Origin of the sequence: Herbidospora galbida, assembly GCF_005233835.1 — a bacterium.
Taxonomy (GTDB): domain Bacteria; phylum Actinomycetota; class Actinomycetes; order Streptosporangiales; family Streptosporangiaceae; genus Herbidospora; species Herbidospora galbida.
The window spans coordinates 189,422-206,868 of record NZ_SZQA01000007.1 but is presented as its reverse complement, the minus strand read 5'-3'; the positions used below and the strand labels follow the sequence as shown (position 1 = coordinate 206,868).

15 protein-coding genes are annotated in these 17,447 nt (G+C 71.5%); 3 read left to right on the top strand and 12 right to left on the bottom strand.

Features of this window, described 5'->3' with window-relative positions:
• Positions 1 to 53: 53 nt before the first annotated feature.
• From FDA94_RS10490 to FDA94_RS10455, 8 genes are read right to left on the bottom strand one after another with little or no spacing between them, the layout of a single operon-like run.
• Complete coding sequence (locus tag FDA94_RS10490; protein WP_137246853.1) at positions 54 to 887, bottom strand: STM4011 family radical SAM protein; 834 nt, start codon at positions 885 to 887, stop codon at positions 54 to 56.
• Positions 884 to 2,134 (bottom strand): STM4012 family radical SAM protein, encoded by a 1,251-nt coding sequence (locus FDA94_RS10485; protein WP_137246852.1) that lies wholly within the window; start codon positions 2,132 to 2,134, stop codon positions 884 to 886. Before FDA94_RS10485 ends, FDA94_RS10490 begins: the two co-directional genes overlap by 4 nt.
• Positions 2,118 to 2,915, bottom strand: coding sequence for an STM4013/SEN3800 family hydrolase (locus FDA94_RS10480; RefSeq protein WP_137246851.1), 798 nt, complete (start codon positions 2,913 to 2,915; stop codon positions 2,118 to 2,120). Before FDA94_RS10480 ends, FDA94_RS10485 begins: the two co-directional genes overlap by 17 nt.
• The gene (locus FDA94_RS10475) at positions 2,912 to 3,946 is read right to left on the bottom strand and encodes an STM4014 family protein (protein ID WP_137246850.1); all 1,035 of its coding nucleotides are present in this window, start codon (positions 3,944 to 3,946) and stop codon (positions 2,912 to 2,914) included. Before FDA94_RS10475 ends, FDA94_RS10480 begins: the two co-directional genes overlap by 4 nt.
• Complete coding sequence (locus FDA94_RS10470; RefSeq protein ID WP_137246849.1) at positions 3,943 to 4,860, bottom strand: STM4015 family protein; 918 nt, start codon at positions 4,858 to 4,860, stop codon at positions 3,943 to 3,945. Before FDA94_RS10470 ends, FDA94_RS10475 begins: the two co-directional genes overlap by 4 nt.
• On the bottom strand, positions 4,857 to 5,813 hold the full coding sequence (locus FDA94_RS10465) for an STM4015 family protein (RefSeq protein WP_246059721.1): 957 nt from the start codon (positions 5,811 to 5,813) through the stop codon (positions 4,857 to 4,859). Before FDA94_RS10465 ends, FDA94_RS10470 begins: the two co-directional genes overlap by 4 nt.
• Entirely contained in the window at positions 5,810 to 6,646 is an 837-nt protein-coding gene (locus FDA94_RS10460) for an STM4015 family protein (RefSeq protein ID WP_246059718.1), read from the bottom strand. The genes FDA94_RS10465 and FDA94_RS10460 overlap by 4 nt, the downstream gene beginning before the upstream one ends.
• Positions 6,643 to 7,611, bottom strand: coding sequence for an STM4015 family protein (locus tag FDA94_RS10455; protein WP_137246848.1), 969 nt, complete (start codon positions 7,609 to 7,611; stop codon positions 6,643 to 6,645). The genes FDA94_RS10460 and FDA94_RS10455 overlap by 4 nt, the downstream gene beginning before the upstream one ends.
• Positions 7,612 to 7,761: 150 nt before the next feature.
• On the opposite strand from FDA94_RS10455, the gene FDA94_RS10450 reads away from it, so the two are divergent.
• Positions 7,762 to 8,274: a hypothetical protein gene (locus tag FDA94_RS10450; RefSeq protein ID WP_137246847.1), complete on the top strand. Its 513-nt coding sequence runs from the start codon at positions 7,762 to 7,764 to the stop codon at positions 8,272 to 8,274.
• 17 nt (positions 8,275 to 8,291) lie between these two features.
• Entirely contained in the window at positions 8,292 to 8,738 is a 447-nt protein-coding gene (locus tag FDA94_RS10445; protein ID WP_137246846.1) for a hypothetical protein, read from the top strand.
• Positions 8,739 to 8,794: 56 nt separating this feature from the next.
• Here the strand turns inward: FDA94_RS10445 and FDA94_RS10440 are convergent, their stop codons facing one another.
• Complete coding sequence (locus FDA94_RS10440) at positions 8,795 to 10,969, bottom strand: M6 family metallopeptidase (protein ID WP_137246845.1); 2,175 nt, start codon at positions 10,967 to 10,969, stop codon at positions 8,795 to 8,797.
• A gap of 209 nt (positions 10,970 to 11,178) precedes the next feature.
• Between FDA94_RS10440 and FDA94_RS10435 the strand changes: the two genes are divergently transcribed.
• Positions 11,179 to 12,549, top strand: a complete 1,371-nt coding sequence (locus tag FDA94_RS10435; protein WP_246059717.1) for an MFS transporter — start codon at positions 11,179 to 11,181, stop codon at positions 12,547 to 12,549.
• Here FDA94_RS10435 and FDA94_RS10430 read toward each other — a convergent pair.
• From FDA94_RS10430 to FDA94_RS10420, 3 genes are all read right to left on the bottom strand, one after another.
• Positions 12,546 to 13,793 (bottom strand): FG-GAP-like repeat-containing protein, encoded by a 1,248-nt coding sequence (locus tag FDA94_RS10430; RefSeq protein ID WP_137246844.1) that lies wholly within the window; start codon positions 13,791 to 13,793, stop codon positions 12,546 to 12,548. The two genes, FDA94_RS10435 and FDA94_RS10430, sit on opposite strands and share 4 nt — an antisense overlap.
• Positions 13,790 to 15,304 (bottom strand): alkaline phosphatase D family protein, encoded by a 1,515-nt coding sequence (locus FDA94_RS10425; RefSeq protein ID WP_246059715.1) that lies wholly within the window; start codon positions 15,302 to 15,304, stop codon positions 13,790 to 13,792. The genes FDA94_RS10430 and FDA94_RS10425 overlap by 4 nt, the downstream gene beginning before the upstream one ends.
• A 114-nt stretch (positions 15,305 to 15,418) precedes the next feature.
• Complete coding sequence (locus tag FDA94_RS10420; RefSeq protein ID WP_137246842.1) at positions 15,419 to 17,446, bottom strand: tetratricopeptide repeat protein; 2,028 nt, start codon at positions 17,444 to 17,446, stop codon at positions 15,419 to 15,421.
• Position 17,447 lies beyond the last annotated feature (1 nt).

Below are 17,447 nucleotides of genomic sequence, written 5' to 3'. Positions count from 1 at the left end.
TCGGGACTTCCTGGGCGGTTCTGTGAGAGCCCTGTGAATCTACCGGGGTGAACCTACCGGGCCGGGATCCGTTCGAGGATGCCGCCCGCGAAGACGTCGTACAGGCCGGTCGGTTCGAGGTGGACGTAGCCGATGTGGCAGTCGCACTCCAGCTTCGGGCACGCCTTCGGCCCCAGCCGGGCGCGGAACGTGCCGTCATAGAGATTTCCCAGGACCGTCGGGATGAAGTGGCACCGCCGGACGGTCCCCTCCCCGTCCACCGAGATCACCGTGTCGCCGGTCCGGCACGCCTGGCCCGCGCTCAGGTGGGGGAAGCGGCTGTAGCGGAACAGCGGGTCGATCTCCTGCCACCCGGCCGCCTCCTCGTCGGTGTAGCTCCGGCCCTCCTCGGCGTTGATCCACAGGTAGGTGTCGGCCGGCAGGTCCCGGCGCAGGCGACGGGCGTCCTCCAGGTGGGCGGGGTCGCCGACCACGCCGACGCTGTGCCGGACCGGCAGTCCGGTCACCTTGGCCAGGAACCGGTCATAGGTCACCTGGGTCGGGTGGTAGGTCACCCACAGGGCCAGCTTCGCCGGGTTCGCCCGGTCGAGCCAGGTCGTACGGGAACTGAGGTTGGTCTGGATGGCGACACGCCGGACGTTGGCCCGGTGGCTGAGCTCGACCATCGCCTCGCGGTACCACGACCTGACCAGCCCCTCGCCCCACGGCGTGAACAGGACGCTCACGTCGTGGTCCTGCGCGGCGGCCCACTCGGTGAAGCGGCGCAGCGCGGCCCGGTCGGCGCGCAGCTGCTCGGGGGTGTCGCGGCGCTTGGCGAACGGGCAGTAGGCGCAGTCGTAGTCGCAGCTGGCCAGCGGGCCCCGGTAGAGGATCGTCAGATGGGTCATCGGGCGTCGTTGCCCGCCATGAGGCCGCGTACCTCGGCGGAGAAGAGCGCGGGCCCGACCGCGTCGGAGTGGGCGAGGCCGTCGTCGGTCAGCCGCAGCACGTCGCCGTCGCGGACCAGCCACTCGGCGGGCACCGCCGTGACGTCGGGGTCGCCGCCGAACCGGCTCCGGTAGAGGCCGAGGTCGAGGCCGTCCTTCTGCAGCAGGCTCTGGATGGTGTGCCGTCGCCGCCGCTCGGCCTCGGTCAGCGTGAAGCCGATCAGGGCCTCGGTGAAGTCGTCGCGGCGCACGTAGTCGTCGATGATCGACCGGACGTGGCGGGCGCCGACCGCGTACTCGTGGGAGTAGTGCAGGGTGCCCGTGTACGACCTGGCCCCGCACCCCACGCTCGCCATGCCGTCGGTCTGGCAGCAGTAGCCGGTCGAGGTCCCGGTGCCGGGCAGCCGGAACATGCGCATCGACACCTGCTCGTAGCCCCGGTCGAGCAGCAGGTCGCGGCCCTCGCGGTAGAGCTCCATGCGCTGGTCGTCCCAGTCGCGGCCGATCTTCCCGAGGCCGGTGAGGGGGCGTACGTACAGGGGGTAGAGGTAGAGCTCCTCGGGGGCCCAGCGCAGCGCGGTCTCCAGGGAGTGCCGCCACGACGCGACGGTCTGGCCGTCGATGCCGTAGATGAGGTCGATGTTGAGGATCGGGAAGCCGGTCGCCCTGATCGCGTCGAGGGCCCGGTCGACCTCGGCGCGCTTCTGGGGGCGGACCGCCGCGCGGGCCTCCTCGTCGACGAAGCTCTGCACCCCGATCGAGATCCGGGTCGTGCCGCGCTCCTTCAAAACCGCCAGCCGGTCGGGGGTCGCGGTCGCCGGGGAGGTCTCCACCGACAGCGGGATCTCCCCGTAGGGGGTGATCTTGCCGGTGACGTCGAACAGCCGGGTGAGCTCGGCGGGACTCAGGTAGGTCGGGGTGCCGCCGCCGATCGCCGCCGTGGCGAAGGCCGGGTCGAGGGCGTCCGCCAGCGCGAGCGTCTCGCGTTCGAGCGCGTCGAGGTAGGCCGCCACCAGGTCTTCGGGGGCGCCCGTCCGGGTGAACAGGTTGCAGAAGCCGCAGCGCATCTCGCAGAACGGGATGTGGGCGTAGAACGACCCGGCCCGCTCGCCGCGCCACACGTCGGTCAGCGCGGGGCGCGGGTCGAGCGGCCGGTAGGCGGTCTTGTGGGGGTACGCGTAGACGTAACTCTCATACGGACTGATCATCGGAGCTCCGGTCGAGGACGAGTTCGGCGTAGGGGACGGTCCAGACGACGTCGTGCGCGAGCCGGTGGCCCACGTGACCGTCCTCGCCGTAGGCGGTGCCGTGGTCGGAGCAGACGATCGCGAAGCACGGCCGGCGGCGGGTCATCAGGGCGAACAGCCGGGCGACGTGCCGGTCGACGTACTCCAGCGCCGCCGCGTGCGACTCGATCGAGTCGTCGGCCGCGCCGGGCAGGTAGAACCGGTTGGGCTGGTGCAGCGCCGAGACGTTCAGGAACAGGAAGACCGGGTCCGGCACGCCGTCGAGCACCTCCTCCGCGCGGTCGAGCTGCCGTTCGAAGGAGTCGGGGGCGGTCACCCCGAACTCGGGCGCCCAGTGGCTCTCCTGGAACAGGCCGGGCAGCACCGACCCCAGCGGGCTCAGCCGGTTGAAGAACCCCACCCCGCCGACGCAGACCGTCCGGTAACCCGCCTTGGCCAGCCCGGCGGGCAGGTCGGGCGCGTCGAACACCCAGGTCTGCGGCGAGGTGGTCGCGCTGCCGGGGAAGGACGCCGCGAACGGCCGGGTGTGCGGGCCGGGGGTGACCGGCGTCGGCAGGAACCCGGCGAACATCGCGGCGTGCGAGGCGAAGGTGAAGCTGCCGGGGCTGTGCCGCTTCTCCCAGGTCAGGAACCGGGCGAAGCCCGGCGTCCGCCCTTCGGCCATGAGCCGTTCGGCCACGTCGTACCGCAGCGTGTCGAGGGTGAGGAGCAGGATGTCGTGGCTGCCCACGATCGCGTTCATGTCGCGCACGGTCGCCACCCCGCCGCGACGGCCCGCGCCTGGCACTCGTAGGTCGTCAGCCCGCTCCCGTCGAGCGCGCCCAGGCCGGGCAGCAGGTCGCCGAAGGCGTTGACCTCGGCGACCGCCATCGACCGCCAGTCGGCGCCGATCATCAGGTCGACGCCGGTCGTCAGGCTGCCGGGGAAGCAGGCGGCGGTGCGGGCGCAGACGTCCATCGCCTCGTCCCACCGGGCCGCGCCCAGCCGGGCCCGGATCTCCCCCAGGTCGCCGCGCTTCCCGCCGAGGTGCAGGTTGGTCATCGGCACCCGGCTCACCCGCGCCACCGCGTGGGTCGGCCGCCCGGCCACCGTCACCACCCGCAGGTCGAAACAGCCGCCCGCCACCGACGCCTTCGGGAACCAGCGCTCGACGTGGAGCCCGTCGGGGGCCAGGGTGTCGACGATCCGGGCGACGGTCGACTCGTCGGTGTACGTCCGGACCGCCAGCGAGTTCCGCAGGTCCTCGGTGGCCGAGGTGACGGCGCGCAGGCGGGTCCCGGAGGTCTCGAAGGCGATCACGCCCGACGCCGAGCTGCCGTGGGCGGGCTTGACGAACACCCTCGGCCACGCCCGTGCGCGCATCTGTTCCCGCAGCTCACCGTAGGAGTTCACGGTCACGCCGCCGGGCACGGGGAGGCCCGCCGAGGCGAGCAGTGCGTGGCAGCGGCGCTTGTCGAACATGGTGGCGATCTCGCCGACGTCGGCCAGCAGCTCGCCGCCCGCCTGGGCCACCCTCCCGAGTCCTTCCATGAACCGGGTGTACCAGGTCGCCCCTCCACCGACGCGGGTCGGGTCGCCCGCGCCCCGGAGCAGGGCGTCGGCCTCGGCGGACTCGCCGGGCGAGTCGACCCGGACGAGACCGGAGAACCGGAGCGGAGCGCCGGTCAGGACCTCCGTCCAGGGAACGACGGTGATCTCGCCCAGGCCGTGGGCGCGGGCCGCCGCGCCGAACAGGTCGGCGCGGCGGTCGCCTGGAGTGCCGACGACGATCACTCGCTCACCGACGTGTAGAGCCAGCCCTCGTCCTCGTCCGGGTCGAGCTGACTGTCGAGGTCGAGGTCGACCGTGGGGAGCGCGGCCCGCAGGCGGGCCGTCATGGCGTCGCTCAGATAGTGGTGGTGCAGGTCGAGCCGCCGCAGGTGGGTGAGCGGCTGGCCGCTGAGCAGCGCCTCGGCGCCCTCGTCGGTGAGCGTGCCCATCGACAGGGCGAGCCCGTCGAGCCGGGCCACGATCGGCGCGGTCGCGACGGCGGCGGCGACGTCGTCCTGACGGTCGCTGTCCTGCAGGCCCAGGTGTTTCAGGGCGGGCAGCCGGTCGCCGGTCAGGATCGGGGCCAAGTCCTCGACGGTGTAGTCGCCGCCGTACTCGTCGACGCCGAGCCACAGCTCCAGGTGTTCCAGCGCGGGCAGGTGGCACGCCGCGACGCCGCGCACGACCTCGCCGCCGAGCCCGCCGCTCTCGATCCGGAGCATCCGCAGCCGCTCGTGGCGGACCGGGGACAGACGCAGGCCCATGCTGCCGCGGGTCTCCAGGCGTTCCAGGTCCGGGAACGCGGTCAGCAGCGGGGTGACGTCGGTCTGGTTGATCCACGACATCTCCTGCGCCTCCTGCGGGATCGCCCCGAAGAAGATCGCCCGCAGCGCCGGAAGCCGGTGGGCCCCGGCGACGAGCTTCTCCACGACCAGGTGGGGGGTCTCGTCCCAGCCGAAGAGAACGAGCGCGCGCACCTGCGCGGCTTCGGCGGCCTCGACGAAGCCGGCCAGGCTGGAATCGTCGACGGACCAGGCCGCCTCGCCGGGTGGGTGGTCGAACGCGCCGGAGAAGTCGACCGTCGGCAGGCCGGCGTAGCGGCCGTAGTAGACGTCGGTCTCGTCGGTGTGCCGGGGCAGGTCGAGGGAGATCGTCATTCGTCCACCGCCACGTAGAACCAACCGTCGTCGTCGAACTGGCGGTCGCCGAGGTCGACGCCCACCACGAACAGCGCCTTCTCGACGCGCTCCATCATGGGCTCGCTGAGGAAGTGGTGGTGCAGGTCGAGCTGGTCGAGGTGGGTCAGCGGCTGGCCGCCGAGCAGGGCCTCGGCGCCCTCGTCGGTCAGCACGCCCATCGACAGCGCGAGGTTCTCCAGGCGGGCCACGACGGGCGCGGACGCGACGGCGGCGGCGATCTCGTCCTGGCGGTCGCTGTCCTGCAGGCCCAGGTGTTTCAGGGCGGGCAGCCGGTCGCCGTTGAGAATCGGCGCGAGATCCTCGACGGTGTAGTCGCCGCCGTAGTTCTCGACGCCAAGCCAGAGCTCCAGGTGCTCCAGCGCCGGGAAGTCGCACGCGGCGACCCCCCGGACGAACGCGCCGCTCAGGCCGCCGCTCTCCACGCGGAGCATGCGCAGCCTCTCGTGCCGGACCGGGCTCAGGGCCAGGCCGTCGCCGCCCCGGATCTCCAGGCGTTCCAGGTCGGGGAACGCGGTCAGCAGGGCGGTGATGTCGCTCTGCTTGATCCAGGAGATCTCGCACCAGTCAGATCCGACCGAGCCCACGAACAGCGCCCGGAGGGCGGGCAGTCGGTGCGCGTTGGCGACCAGCTTGGCCACGATGGGCGCCGAACTCGTCGAGTACATGTCGTCCCAGTGTCCGATGACGAGGGCGGGCACCGTCTCGGTGTCGACGTGCTCGAAGAAGGCGTCCATCTCTTCGAGGATGTCCTCGTCGAGAACCGCCAGATACCAGGCACCGCTGCCGCCCGGCTTCGGCTTCTCGGCGCCTTCCCTGTCCCAGCCGATCACCGGCAGGTTCGCGTAGCGCTCCTGGTAGTCGTCGTTCTCCTCAGGACGCGGCGGCACGTGGAGGGAGATCTGCGAGGTCACTCGGACACCGCCACGTAGAGCCGGTCGTCCCCGGGCGAGAGGCGGTCGTGCAACTTGACGTCGACGCCGGGCAGTGCCTTCTCGACGCGGTCGGCCATCGCGTCGCTCAGGTAGTTGTGGTGCAGGTCGAGGACCTTCAGGTGGCTGAGCGGCTGGCCGCCGAGCAGCGCCTCGGCCCCGGCGTCGGTCAGCGTGCCCATCGACAGGTCGAGCACGTCGAGCCGCGCGACCACGGGCGCGGACGCCACGGCGGCGGCGATCTCGTCCTGGATCTCGCTGTCCTGCAGCCCGAGGTGCCTGAGGGCGGGCAGCCGGTCGCCGGCCAGGATGGGGGCCAGGTCGGCGACCGACGTGGTGCCGCCGTAGTTTTCGACGCCGAGCCAGAGCTCCAGGTGCTCCAGTGCCGGGAGGTCGCAGGCGGCGACCGACCGGACGAACGAGCTCTGCAGGCCGCCGCTCTCCACCCGGAGCACGCGCAGACTCTCGTGCCGCATCGGGACCAGTGCCAGCCCGTCGCTCCCCCGGAGCTCCAGGCGCTCCAGGTTCGGGAACGCGGTCAGCAGCGGCGTGACGGCGCTCAGCCGGATCCACGAGATCTCGCACCAGTCCCGGTCGACGTGGCCCAGAGACAGTGCGCGCAGGTTCGGGAGCAGGTGGGCGTTGGCGACCAGCTTCTCGACGATGGCCTCCGAGCTCTCCTCGTACATCTCGGGCCACTCCTCGACGCCGATGGACGTCACCTCCCCGGTGTCGGCGCAGGCGAAGAAGGAGTCCAGCTCGTTGAGGATGTCGATGCCCTCGTCGATCCCCGCGCCCAGGTCGGCGTGGCTCACTCGGCCACCGACACGTAGATCCAGTCGTCGCGCTCCTTGCGCTCCGCGAGGTCGAGCTCGGCGTCGCCGACGAACACGCGCAGGCGCTCGGCCAGCGGGTCGGTCACGTAGTTGTGGCGCAGGTCGAGCACCTTCAGGTGGCTGAGCGGCTGGCCGCTGAGCAGCGCCTCTGCGCCCTCGTCGCCCAGCGTCCCCATGGCCAGCGACAGCACGTCGAGGCGGGCCACGATCGGGGCGGCGGCCACGGCGGCGGCGATCTCGTCCTGGTGGTCGCTGTCCTGCAGGCCGAGGTGCTTCAGCGCGGGCAGCCGGTCGCCGGCCAGGATCGGGGCCAGGTCGGCGACCGTGGAGTCGCCGCCGTAGTTGTCGATGCCGAGCCAGAGGTCGAGGTGCTCCAGCGCGGGCAGGTCGGACGCCGCGACCGCGCGGACCACCTCGGCGGGCAGGCCGCCGGTCTCGAAGCGCAGCACCCGCAGGTTCTCGTGCCGGACCGGAGACAGGGCCAGGCCGGTGCCGCCCCGCACCTCCAGCCGCTCCAGCTGCGGAAAGGCGGTGAGCAGCGCGGTGACGTCCGACTGCTGGATCCAGGAGATCTCCGCCTCCTCCGACTGGATCGCGCCCAGGAAGATCGCCCGCAGCGCCGGGAAGCGCTTGGCGTTCTCGGCCAGCAGGTTGACGATCGCGGAGGAGTCGGTGTCGTACGCCTGCTCCCAGCACCCGATGACCAGCGCCCGCACCTCTTCGGTCGCGACCTGGTCGAGGAACACCTGGAGGGTCCCGGCGAACGCGCCCTCCTCGGCGTCGTAGGCGTCGGGTTCGGCGATCCGCCACGCCACCGCGCCGGCGGCCGGAAGCTCCTCGTCATCGTCGTCCGGCGGGAAGACGGCGACGTCCAGACCGGCGTAGGTCTCGTCGTAGAGGTCCCACGGGTCGGGATGAATGTTCTCCGGGAGGATTGTCAGCATGGGCCCAGTTCCTATCAGAACGCACAGACAAATCACCCGGCAACAGGAACATATCGGGCCACTTCCGCCCCACCGCCGACCGCTTGACATGAGAAACCGCAGGTCGCAGTGTTGAAAGTGAGTGAGACACATCTGACACGGGGGTCACTGATGAGTTTGCTCACCACTTCCGCGGCGTCGATCCACCAACTGGGCGCCGCCGCCGCTCTCGTCGGGAGTCCGCGACCACAGCCCGGCGCGGCGAACGGCGCCGCGGACGGACAGTTGTGGAGCAGGTACGACGTCGTGGCGAACACCATGCTCGCCGGGGGCTGGCTGATCGAGCAGCACACCCTGCGAACGGAACGCCATCTCGATCGGGCGACCGACAACGCGGTCAGGCTGAAGGACCTCGCCGTGCTCGGATCGGTCGTCACCAACCTCGGCACCATCGCCACGGGCCAGCTTCTCAAGCACGAGTTCCCGAAGGGGCTGCCGCTCGACGACGACGGCCACCTCACGTCCGACACCTCGCCGCGCGCCAGGCGCTTCTACCGCTGCCACACGGCGATGAAGACGCTGAACCGCGTCTTCGCGGGCGGCGCGATCGGGTTCACCCCGCGCGTGAACTTCAACATTTTGCGCTCCTACCGGCCCGGAACGATCTTCCGGCTCTTCACCTGACATCGGGGGTGACGATCATGACCATTGCGCAGACCGCGGCCGTTCCGATCGGCCGCCTCGGCCTCGCCACCGCCGCGTTCGGCCGGCCGTCGTTCGCCGGCGCCGGCGTCGGCACCGCGTTGTACGAGCTCGTCGTCAACACCGCCATCGCGACCGGATGGCTGACCGAGCGGAGAACGCTGCTCGGCCGGTCGCTCGAGCGGGACGCGAAGATCATGGTGGGTGCCAAGGACGTGCTGGTCACCGGCACGGTCCTCGCGGGTGCCGCGACCCTGGCCGGCAACGTGGCGGCGTGGCTCCGGTCTTCTGCGGCCGTCGACGACGACCACCCGTACCTGCGGAAGATGATCAGGCTCAACCGCTCGCTCGCGCGGCTCGGTGTCGCCTCGGCGCCCTTCATCAACTTCGCGCTGTACGACTCCTACCACCCGCACCCGCTCCGGAGCTTCTTCTCACTCTGGTGAGAGCCCGGAGGCCGTGACCCGCACGCCTAGCCCCAGGCGTGCGGGTCACGGGGCTGTCAGCCGGGCTGGTTCACGCCGTTCACCGTGAGGGTGTACGGCGCGTACTGCTGGCCGAGCTCGGTCGGCTCGTCGTACGCCACGATCGCCACGATCTTCGTGAACGGCCGGGCGAGGAGGAGTTCGAGGCGGTTGAGGTTGATCGTGCCCTTGCCGTTGAACTCGACCTGGGCGGCGACCTTGTGCTTGTCGTCGATGCCGACCAGGCGGACGTTCCAGTTGTGCACGGCGGTCGGCTTGATCTCGGTGAAGGAGTCGAACGGCTCCAGGCTGGAGCCGTCGCTGACGACGGTGCCGCCGACGGTGATGTCGTCGAGGTACAGGCCGCCCTCGTTGACGCCGCCGTCGGAGACGTACTGGAAGCCGAGCAGCACGCTCTGGCCCGCGTAGGCCGACAGGTCGAAGGTGTGCGGCTCGAAGCCGGTGGTGCTGCCGTTCAGCGACGGGCCGAGCGGGCCCTCCACCGTCTGGTCGCCGGCGACCGGGGTGTAGGTCGCGCCGCCGTCGGTGGAGACGACGACGTAGCCGTAGTCGTAGCCCTCCTCGGCGCCGTACCTGGCGAGCAGGCGCAGGGTCGGGTCGGCGGCCGGGACGGTCACCTCGGCCACGGCGCTGACGTTGAGGTTGTTCTCGTTGCCGGAGAACAGCACCGGGTTGCCGGGGCGGTCGGGGTTGTCGTTCACGATCGTCCAGGCCAGAGGCAGGGCGGGCAGGCCGGTCGCCCCGGTGAACTTCAGCGTGCGCAGCTCGCTGCCCTTGAACGGCTGCCCGTTGGCCTTCTGCAGCGTCACGTAGTCGGCCCCGTTGGGCGCGGCGCCGGGCGTGTCGTAGGTGTCGGGATTGGCCAGGTTCACGGTGGAGCTGAGCGAGGCCGAGGTGACCCGCGACTTGGGCACGCCCAGCATGACGCCGGTGCGGCTCTCCACGATCCGGTCGAGCAGGACCATCGACTGGTAGTCGTGGATGACCCGGTAGAGGTCGGCGCCCTCCGCCTTCAGCGCGGCCTCCAGGCTGGCCAGGCCCTGGTGCTCGCCGTCGCGGTGCAGCGTGGACATGAAGTCGGCGCCGTAGCGGTCGTACAGGAAGAGCATGATCTCGTAGGCGTTGCCGTAGTCGGCGAGCACCTCGCCCGGCTCGCCCTCACCCCAGAGGGTCAGCGAGTTCTGCGGGCCGCCGCACTGCCTCGGGTTGGGGTTGTACCGGCCTTGGACGTTGCCGAAGCCCTGGAAGCAGTAGATGTGACTGTCGGCGCCGTAGTCGTTGATGGTCGCCTTGGCGTCGACGTAGCCGGTGAGGGTCTGGGCGAAGTCCGACAGGCCCTCGTTGATCCAGTTCCCCTCGAACGGGTCGGTGTAGTACATGAGCAGGTGCTGCCACTCGTGCGCGAACGTGCCCTCGTACGCGTTCGGGCGGGCCGGGCGGCTGGTGCACAGGTCGCCGGTGGGCTCGTCGGCGGGCTGGTCGCCGGTCCGGTGGGCCCAGTCGAAGGCGTCGACGGTCATGACGTTGCGGTCGACGCGCTCGTTGATGCCGGCCGAGAAGAAGCCCGCGATGTAGGTCGGGTTGGCCGGGAAGTCGTAGAAGTTGTCGTCGCGGATGTTGTCGATCAGCGCGACCGTCTTGTCGCCGTCGCCGGTGTAGTCACCGGGGATGCGGGCGTTGGTCCCGTCGCGGTCGGGCGGCGTGGAGAAGGCCGCGGTCTCCTTGGGGTACATGTTCGTGTCGAACTCGTTGACGAAGTAGGCCACCTGCGCGTCGGTGATCGTCGTGGAGTTCGGGATCTGCGCCCGGCAGTCCCCGGCCGGGAACGACAGATCGTTCGCGACCCACACCTCGATCTTGTCGCCGACGCCGCGCAGGGTGAACGCCTTCGGGAACGGCGCACCCCCGGCCTGCGTGTCGTCGATGGCCAGCCAGTCGCGCACCGTGCCCACGGGCGGTGTGGCGGCCGCCGCGGCGGTCGTCTTCCTCGCCTTGGACGGCTCGTAGCGGGTCGGCAGGTCGATCTTCTTGCCCTGGAAGGTGTCGGCGAGCTTGCCGTCCCAGTGCCGGAAGTCGTTCAGCGGGGCCGACGACGGAGCCGGGGCGGCCGCCTGGGCGGGGGCCGGGAGGAGCGTCGCGAACGGGAGGGCAAGGGCGGTGACTGCTAACGCGATGACACGTCTGCGTGTCATGAAACCCCCTTCGGGTGCTGCTGCGGCACCGTGACAGGCCGCACTGACACATCGTGACTATCGGCCTGGGGGCATGGCATTCAAGCATGACATCTGCCAATAAACTCCAGTCAGTTTGGCGGTAAGCGCTTCTTCCTCACATCACTCCGGGAATGACGTGAGAAAGACCGGTGCCGGGAGCAGGTCCGCCTGGTGACTATGTTGGTCACGTGACGACGGAAGCGGTGCAGCTCAGCACGGCCAAAGGCCGCTGGATTCTGGTGACGACGGTGCTCGGTTCGGGCATGGCGCTCCTCGACGGCACCGTCGTCAACGTGGCGCTGCCCGACCTCGGCCGGGCGCTCGACGCCGACATCGAGGGCCTCCAGTGGACCATCAACGCCTACACGCTGACCCTCGCCGGGCTGATCCTGCTGGGCGGTTCCCTGGGCGACCGCTACGGCCGCCGCAAGGTGTTCATGATCGGCGTGGTCTGGTTCGCCATCGCCTCGGCCCTGTGCGGGCTGGCGCCCAGCATGGAGACGTTGATCGCGGCCCGCGCCCTCCAGGGCATCGGCGGCGCCCTGCTGACGCCGGGCTCGCTGGCGATCATCCAGGCCACGTTCGCGGCGGAGGACCGGCCGAAGGCGATCGGCGCCTGGTCGGGCCTGGGCGGCACGGCCGCCGCGATCGGGCCGCTGCTGGGCGGCTGGATCGTCCAGACGATCGGCTGGCGCTGGGTCTTCCTCATCAACCTGCCGCTGGCCGTGATCGTGCTGCTGATCGCGGCCCGCCATGTGCCGGAGACCCGCGACGAGGAGGCCGCCGGCCGGTTCGACGCGCTGGGCGCGGGGCTGGCGGCGATCGGGCTGGCCGCGCTGACCTACGGGCTGATCGAGACCGAGGTCGTGCCGATGGTCCTGGGCGCGGTGATCCTGGCGGCCTTCGTGATCGTCGAGCACCACCGGGGCGCGCAGGCGCTGGTGCCCGTGGGGCTGTTCAAGAACACGGCCTTCACCGCCGTCAACGCCGTGACGCTGTTCATGTACGCCGCGATGGGCGTGGTGTTCTTCCTGCTCGTCCTCCAGCTGCGGACCGTCTCGGGGTTCACGCCCTTCGCGGCGGGCTCGGCCCTGGTGCCGGTGACGCTGCTGATGCTGGTGATCTCCCCCTACTCCGGTGAGCTCGCCCGCCGCATCGGCCCGCGCTGGCCCATGACGGTCGGCATCCTGCTGTCCGGGACCGCGTTCATGTGGATGAGCCGGATCGGCGTCGGCGCCCACTACGTGACCGAGGTGCTGCCGCCGGTGACCCTGTTCGGCCTGGGCCTGTCGCTGACGGTCGCCCCGCTCACGGCGACCGTGCTGGCCACCGCCTCGCAGCGGCGCGCCGGCATCGCCAGCGGCGTCAACAACGCGCTGGCCCGGACCGGCAGCCTGCTGGCCGTGGCGGCCGTCCCGCCGCTGGTCGGGCTGACCGGCGAGGCCTACCTGAACCCGGCGCTGTTCGACGCGGCGTTCCGGCTCTCCATGTACGCCTGCGCGGGGATGATGGCCGTCTCGGCGCTGATCTCCGTGCTGGGCATCAGAATCCGCTTCTAGCCGAGGCCGAAGCCGAAGAACCCGTCGCCCTCGGCGATCTTCGCGCCCTTCTTCCCCACCCCCGGGTAGGAGCCCTTCTTCACCGCGCCCCGGTAGCGGAACACCTCGCCTCTCGTCGGGGCGCCGACGAGCAGGTCCCCGCCGTGCACCGCGACGGCCGCGCCGAACTCCGCCCCCTTCGGGCCGGGGATCAGCAGGTTGTGGTTCTTGGTCAGCCCGCCGGTCCGGGTGCCGGCCAGCACCTGGACGGCGTTCTCGCCGGGCACGCCGACCACGAGTTCGTCGTCGCCGTCGCCGTTCAGGTCGCCCGCGGCCAGGGAGGTGCCGAAGCGGTCGTACATGACCGCGTCTCCGGCCAGGCTGTTCTGGGTCCAGGCCTCGGCGGTGGCCGGGCGCAGGCCGCCGGGCGAGCCGTAGACGACGTCGACGGCCCCCTCGCCGTAGTCGCCGGCCCGCTGGAGGGCGGTCAGCCCCTCCCCCGGCACGCCGATCGCCAGGTCGTCATGGCCGTCGGCGTCGAAGTCGCCGGTCACCAGGGACGCGCCGAAGGCGTCCCAGCTCTCCGAGAGGCCGTCGATGCCGTAGGTCTCCTGGGAGTAGAGCAGGCGGCGGCCGTTCTTCGCGACCACGGTCACGGTGCCCTCGCCCTGGCGGATCAGGTTCGCACCGGGCGCGCCGATCGCCAGTTCGTCGTCGCCGTCACCGTCGAAGTCGCCGGTGGCCAGGGCCTCGCCGAACTGGTCGGTGACCGCGCCGCCGGTGTTCTTGATCCGGCGCAGCTTCGACCCCTGGCCGTGGACGTAGACCGAGCCGCCGCCGGGGGCGCCGATGGCCAGTTCGTCGTCGCCGTCGCCGTCGAGGTCGCCCGCCGCGAGGGCGGCACCGAAGCGGTCGGCCCCCTTGCCGGGCAGGATGACGGTCTTCCGGGAGGTCAGGCCGTACAGGATCTCGACGACACCGTGCCCGTCGCGGCCGCCGGGGCCCGCGTCCTCCTCGGAGGCGCCGATCGCGAGGTCGGCGCAGCCGTCGCCGTCGAAGTCGCCCGTGGCCAGGGCGGAGCCGAACATGTCGCCCGGTTCCGGGTCGTCCTGGGTGATCAGCGGCCCGTCGAGGATCCGGACCGCGCCCGCCCTGACCTGGCCGTCGACGGTCGCGTAGGGCTGGGCGACGGCCAGGAAGGAGCCGCACTGCGGGGACAGGCCGACGAGCAGGGGGATCGTCAGGGCCACGACGCCGAGGATCACGCGAACCTCCGCTCGCCCGCCGGGACGGTGAACCGCGCGGAGGTCTTCGCGGGGGCGCCCCGGCGGCTGATGTAGTCGAGGGTGCGGAAGTCGGCTACGAGCTCCTGCTCCGACAGGCGGGCCAGGATGTAGCCGCGGCGCTGGTCGAGGTACTTGATGTGCGGGTTCTCGGCGCGCAGCGCGGACATCCGCTCGGTGTCGCGGTAGCCGTCGCCGTCGCTGGCGATCGAGGTGGCGACCAGCTCGACGCCGACGTTGGTCTCGGGGTCGTCGAAGTCGGTACGCAGCTCCGCCGCGTGGTGGATGTGCGCGTCTCCCGTGAGCACGACCGGGTTGCGCACTCCGGCCATGCCGCGCAGGAGCTGGTCGCGCTCGGCGGCGTACCCGTCCCAGGAGTCGAGGTTGGCCTCGCGGCCGGGGCCGACCTTGAGGTCCTTCTGGGTCATCACGATCTGCTGGCCGACCAGGTTCCACTGGGCCGGGGAGTCGCGCAGGCCGTCGACGAGCCACGAGTGCTGGGCCTTGCCCAGAAGGGTGCGCCCGCTGTCGAGGCGGTCGTCGCAGCCGGCCCGTACGCCGTCCTCGCACGCCTGGTCGTCGCGGAACTGGCGGGTGTCGAGCAGGTGGAAGCGGGCCAGCGGCCCCCACGAGACCCGCCGGTTGATCGTGATCGAGGCGCCCTTGGGCACGCCGGCCCGGCGGAGCGGCATGTTCTCGTAGTAGGCCTGGAAGGCGACGGCCCGGCGCTGGTCGAAGGCGGGCGCGTCGCTGGCGGAGACGTCGGCGGCCCAGTTGTTCTCGATCTCGTGGTCGTCGAAGGCGACCAGCCACGGCGCGACCGCGTGGGCGGCCTGCAGGTCGGGGTCGCTCTTGTACTGGGCGTGCCGCATCCGGTAGTCGGCCAGCGTCGCGCACTTCACCCCGCCCGAGTGGGTGCGGATGTTGCCGAAGGGAGCGGTGTAGCCGTTGGGCTGGTACTCGTACATGTAGTCGCCCAGGTGGACGACCAGGTCGGGCTCCTGCTCGGCCAGCCGCCGGTAGGCCGTGTAGTAGCCGTGCTCCCAGTGGGCGCACGCCGCGATGGCGAAGGTGAGCGGCGACATCACGGCCGGGCTGGTCCGGGTGCGGCCGACGGGCGAGACGGAGTTCTCGGCGCGGAACCGGTAGAAGTACTCCCGGCCCGGCTGGAGACCCTCCAATTCGACGTGCACGCTGTGCGCCGACCGGGCCGACGCGGTGGCCGTCCCGTCCCGCACGATGGTCGCGAATTTCTCGTCTGTGGACACCTGCCACTTCACCTCGACGTCCCGTGAGGGCATCGAACCCCGGCCGTCCGCGCCGTAGGGGTCGATCACGAGACGGGTCCACAGCACGAAGCCGTCAGGGGACGGATCCCCGGAGGCGACGCCGACGGCGAAGGGATCGGTCTTCAGGGCACGGGACGGCAAAGACGGAAGAGCGGGCGCCGCGGCGGCCAGGAGCACGCCGGAGATGAACGATCTGCGCTGCACGTCTGACAGTGCAGTCGGCCAGTCTGTCGGAATTGTTTTACGGCTCTGACCAGCGCGATAACCAAGAATGAACAGATAAGCGGGTACCCGTTGTCAATGAACGCCAGGCGACCGTCAGTCGTCTTCTTGCAGGTCGGCGATGAATTCCTCGATGCGGGCGCACACCTCGTCGTCACCTGCGGCCCGGAACCCGCCGAGCGCCTCCTCCGCGGCGATCTCCGCCTCGGCCGGGCGGCCCAGCCGGGCGTAGGCCTCGGCCAGCGACAGCCGGGCGTACCGGACCGGCTCCATGTCGCCCTCGGCGACGTACTGCGCGACGGCCTCCACGAGATCGTCGAGCGCCTCGGGGACCGAGTCGAGCTGGAGGTACAGGCTGCCCCGGTCGTGGTGGAGGCCGGCCCGTTCCGAGGCGGGGGCGTTGGCGACGGCCTCGTCGTAGGCGGCCAGCACCTCGCGGACGCCCGCCTCGTCGACGCCCGCCGTGAGCAGCAGGTGCGCGTGGAGGGCGCAGGCGCGGGCCAGGCCCTCGCGGTCGTCTTCGGCGCGCAGGGCGTCGCGGGCCCGTCGCGCGGTCTCGGCGTCGCCGCGCACGTTGGCGAGCAGCAGCAGGCCGGTGCCGGTGGGCGGGGCGGCGGTCAGCACCTCCTCCGCTTCGGCCTCCCGGCCGAGGGTCAGGTAGGCGTGCGCGAGCCGGATGATCGCGTTCGGCGTGTTCAGGGCCCCGGCCGACGACTCGACCATCGGCAGGCCCTCGTCGGCCCGGCCTAGCTGGCAGAGCAGCAGGCCGATGCGGCCGAGGGAGCTCTGGCGGCGCTCGTCGTCGGTGTGCAGGCCGGCGGCGCGCCGCCATTCGGCCAGCGCGGTCTCGGTGTCACCCTCGACCGTGGCGACCAGGCCCCGGCCGTCGGCTCTGCGCGCCTCCAGCGAGGGGTCGGGCGGGAAGGCGTCATACCGCGCCCAGGCCGCCTTCGCCTCGTCGACGCGGCCGCGCTGCCACGCCTCCTCGGCCAGGTCGAGCAGTTCTTCGGGAGTGTGCGCGGGCGGCAGCGGAGCAGGCGGCAGCGGCGGCGGGGAGTACCGGGCCCGGGGGTCGAGCGGCACGTGCTCGTCGAGTGGCGTGGCCGTCAGCCACTCCTCGACGCGGCGGCTCTGCTCGGAGGTGCCGTTGCGGGCGTCGAACCGCGCCGCGATGTCGCGGGCCCTCGCGGTGAGCGCGGCCTCCTCGGCCGTGTCCTCGGGCCGGGCGTGGCCCTGTTCGCGGAGCAGCCGGAGCAGCAGCGCGCCGGCCGCCGCGAACCACATGGCCGCGCCGGGGCTCGGGGCCCTGTCCAGCAGCGGGCGTTCGCGGGTGAGGATCTCCAGGCCCCGGGCCAGGTTGCCGGTGACCGCGCAGAACCACAGGTGGGAGGCGATCTCCTCGACCTCGTTGGCGTCGCCGCGCATCGCCCGGTAGGCGACCCGGTGGGCGTGCGCGGCCTCGGCGTACCTGCCGGTCCGGACGTAGGCGGGCAGCAGGGTGGTCAGGATGCTCTGCGGCTGCACGTGGCAGGTCAGCTCGCCGCGCAGCACCGGCTCGGCCAGCTCGACGGCCTCCTCGTCACGACCGCGCAGGATCAGGTAGTACGCCTTCGACGCCGGGTCGCAGCCCTCGCAGTCGCTCAGGAAGTCGCGCGGAGTGGTCGACCACCGGTGGTAGAGCTCGTCGCCCCGGGCGAAGTCGCCGAGATGGGCGACGTGCGCGCAGCGGGCGGCGTGCACCGCGTGGAGGCCGTTGCCGCTCTCGCGGTAGCGGCGCTCCATGTCGTCGAGCATCTGCTCGGCGCGGGCCAGCGGCACCTCGGGGAACCGGCGCACCCCGCCGACGATCCACTTGAAGTCCCACAGGAGGCTGTTCAGCGACCACTCGTTGAAGGCGCCCGGATCGGCGTCGTAGTCGGCCAGGCAGCGGGCGAACACGGCGAACGCCTTGGCGTGCTCGGCGCCGTACATGTAGGCCTCGGTGAGTTCCATCCGGACCGCGAAGGTCAGGCCCTGGTCACCGGCCGCCTCGGCCCGCCGCAGCGCCGTCTCCAGCAGGGTCGTGCGCGTCTCCCCGTAGGGCAGCTCCCGGGCCTGACCCACCAGGTCGCCGATGGTCCGCACC

Excerpts from the sequence above, each read along its gene's own strand:
- FDA94_RS10485 (WP_137246852.1), bottom strand. The coding sequence starts at position 2,134 with ATGATCAGTCCGTATGAGAGTTACGTCTACGCGTACCCCCACAAGACC.
- FDA94_RS10455 (WP_137246848.1), bottom strand. The coding sequence starts at position 7,611 with ATGCTGACAATCCTCCCGGAGAACATTCATCCCGACCCGTGGGACCTC.
- FDA94_RS10480 (WP_137246851.1), bottom strand. The coding sequence starts at position 2,915 with ATGAACGCGATCGTGGGCAGCCACGACATCCTGCTCCTCACCCTCGAC.
- FDA94_RS10450 (WP_137246847.1), top strand. The coding sequence starts at position 7,762 with ATGAGTTTGCTCACCACTTCCGCGGCGTCGATCCACCAACTGGGCGCC.
- FDA94_RS10440 (WP_137246845.1), bottom strand. The coding sequence starts at position 10,969 with ATGACACGCAGACGTGTCATCGCGTTAGCAGTCACCGCCCTTGCCCTC.
- FDA94_RS10470 (WP_137246849.1), bottom strand. The coding sequence starts at position 4,860 with ATGACGATCTCCCTCGACCTGCCCCGGCACACCGACGAGACCGACGTC.
- FDA94_RS10490 (WP_137246853.1), bottom strand. The coding sequence starts at position 887 with ATGACCCATCTGACGATCCTCTACCGGGGCCCGCTGGCCAGCTGCGAC.
- FDA94_RS10445 (WP_137246846.1), top strand. The coding sequence starts at position 8,292 with ATGACCATTGCGCAGACCGCGGCCGTTCCGATCGGCCGCCTCGGCCTC.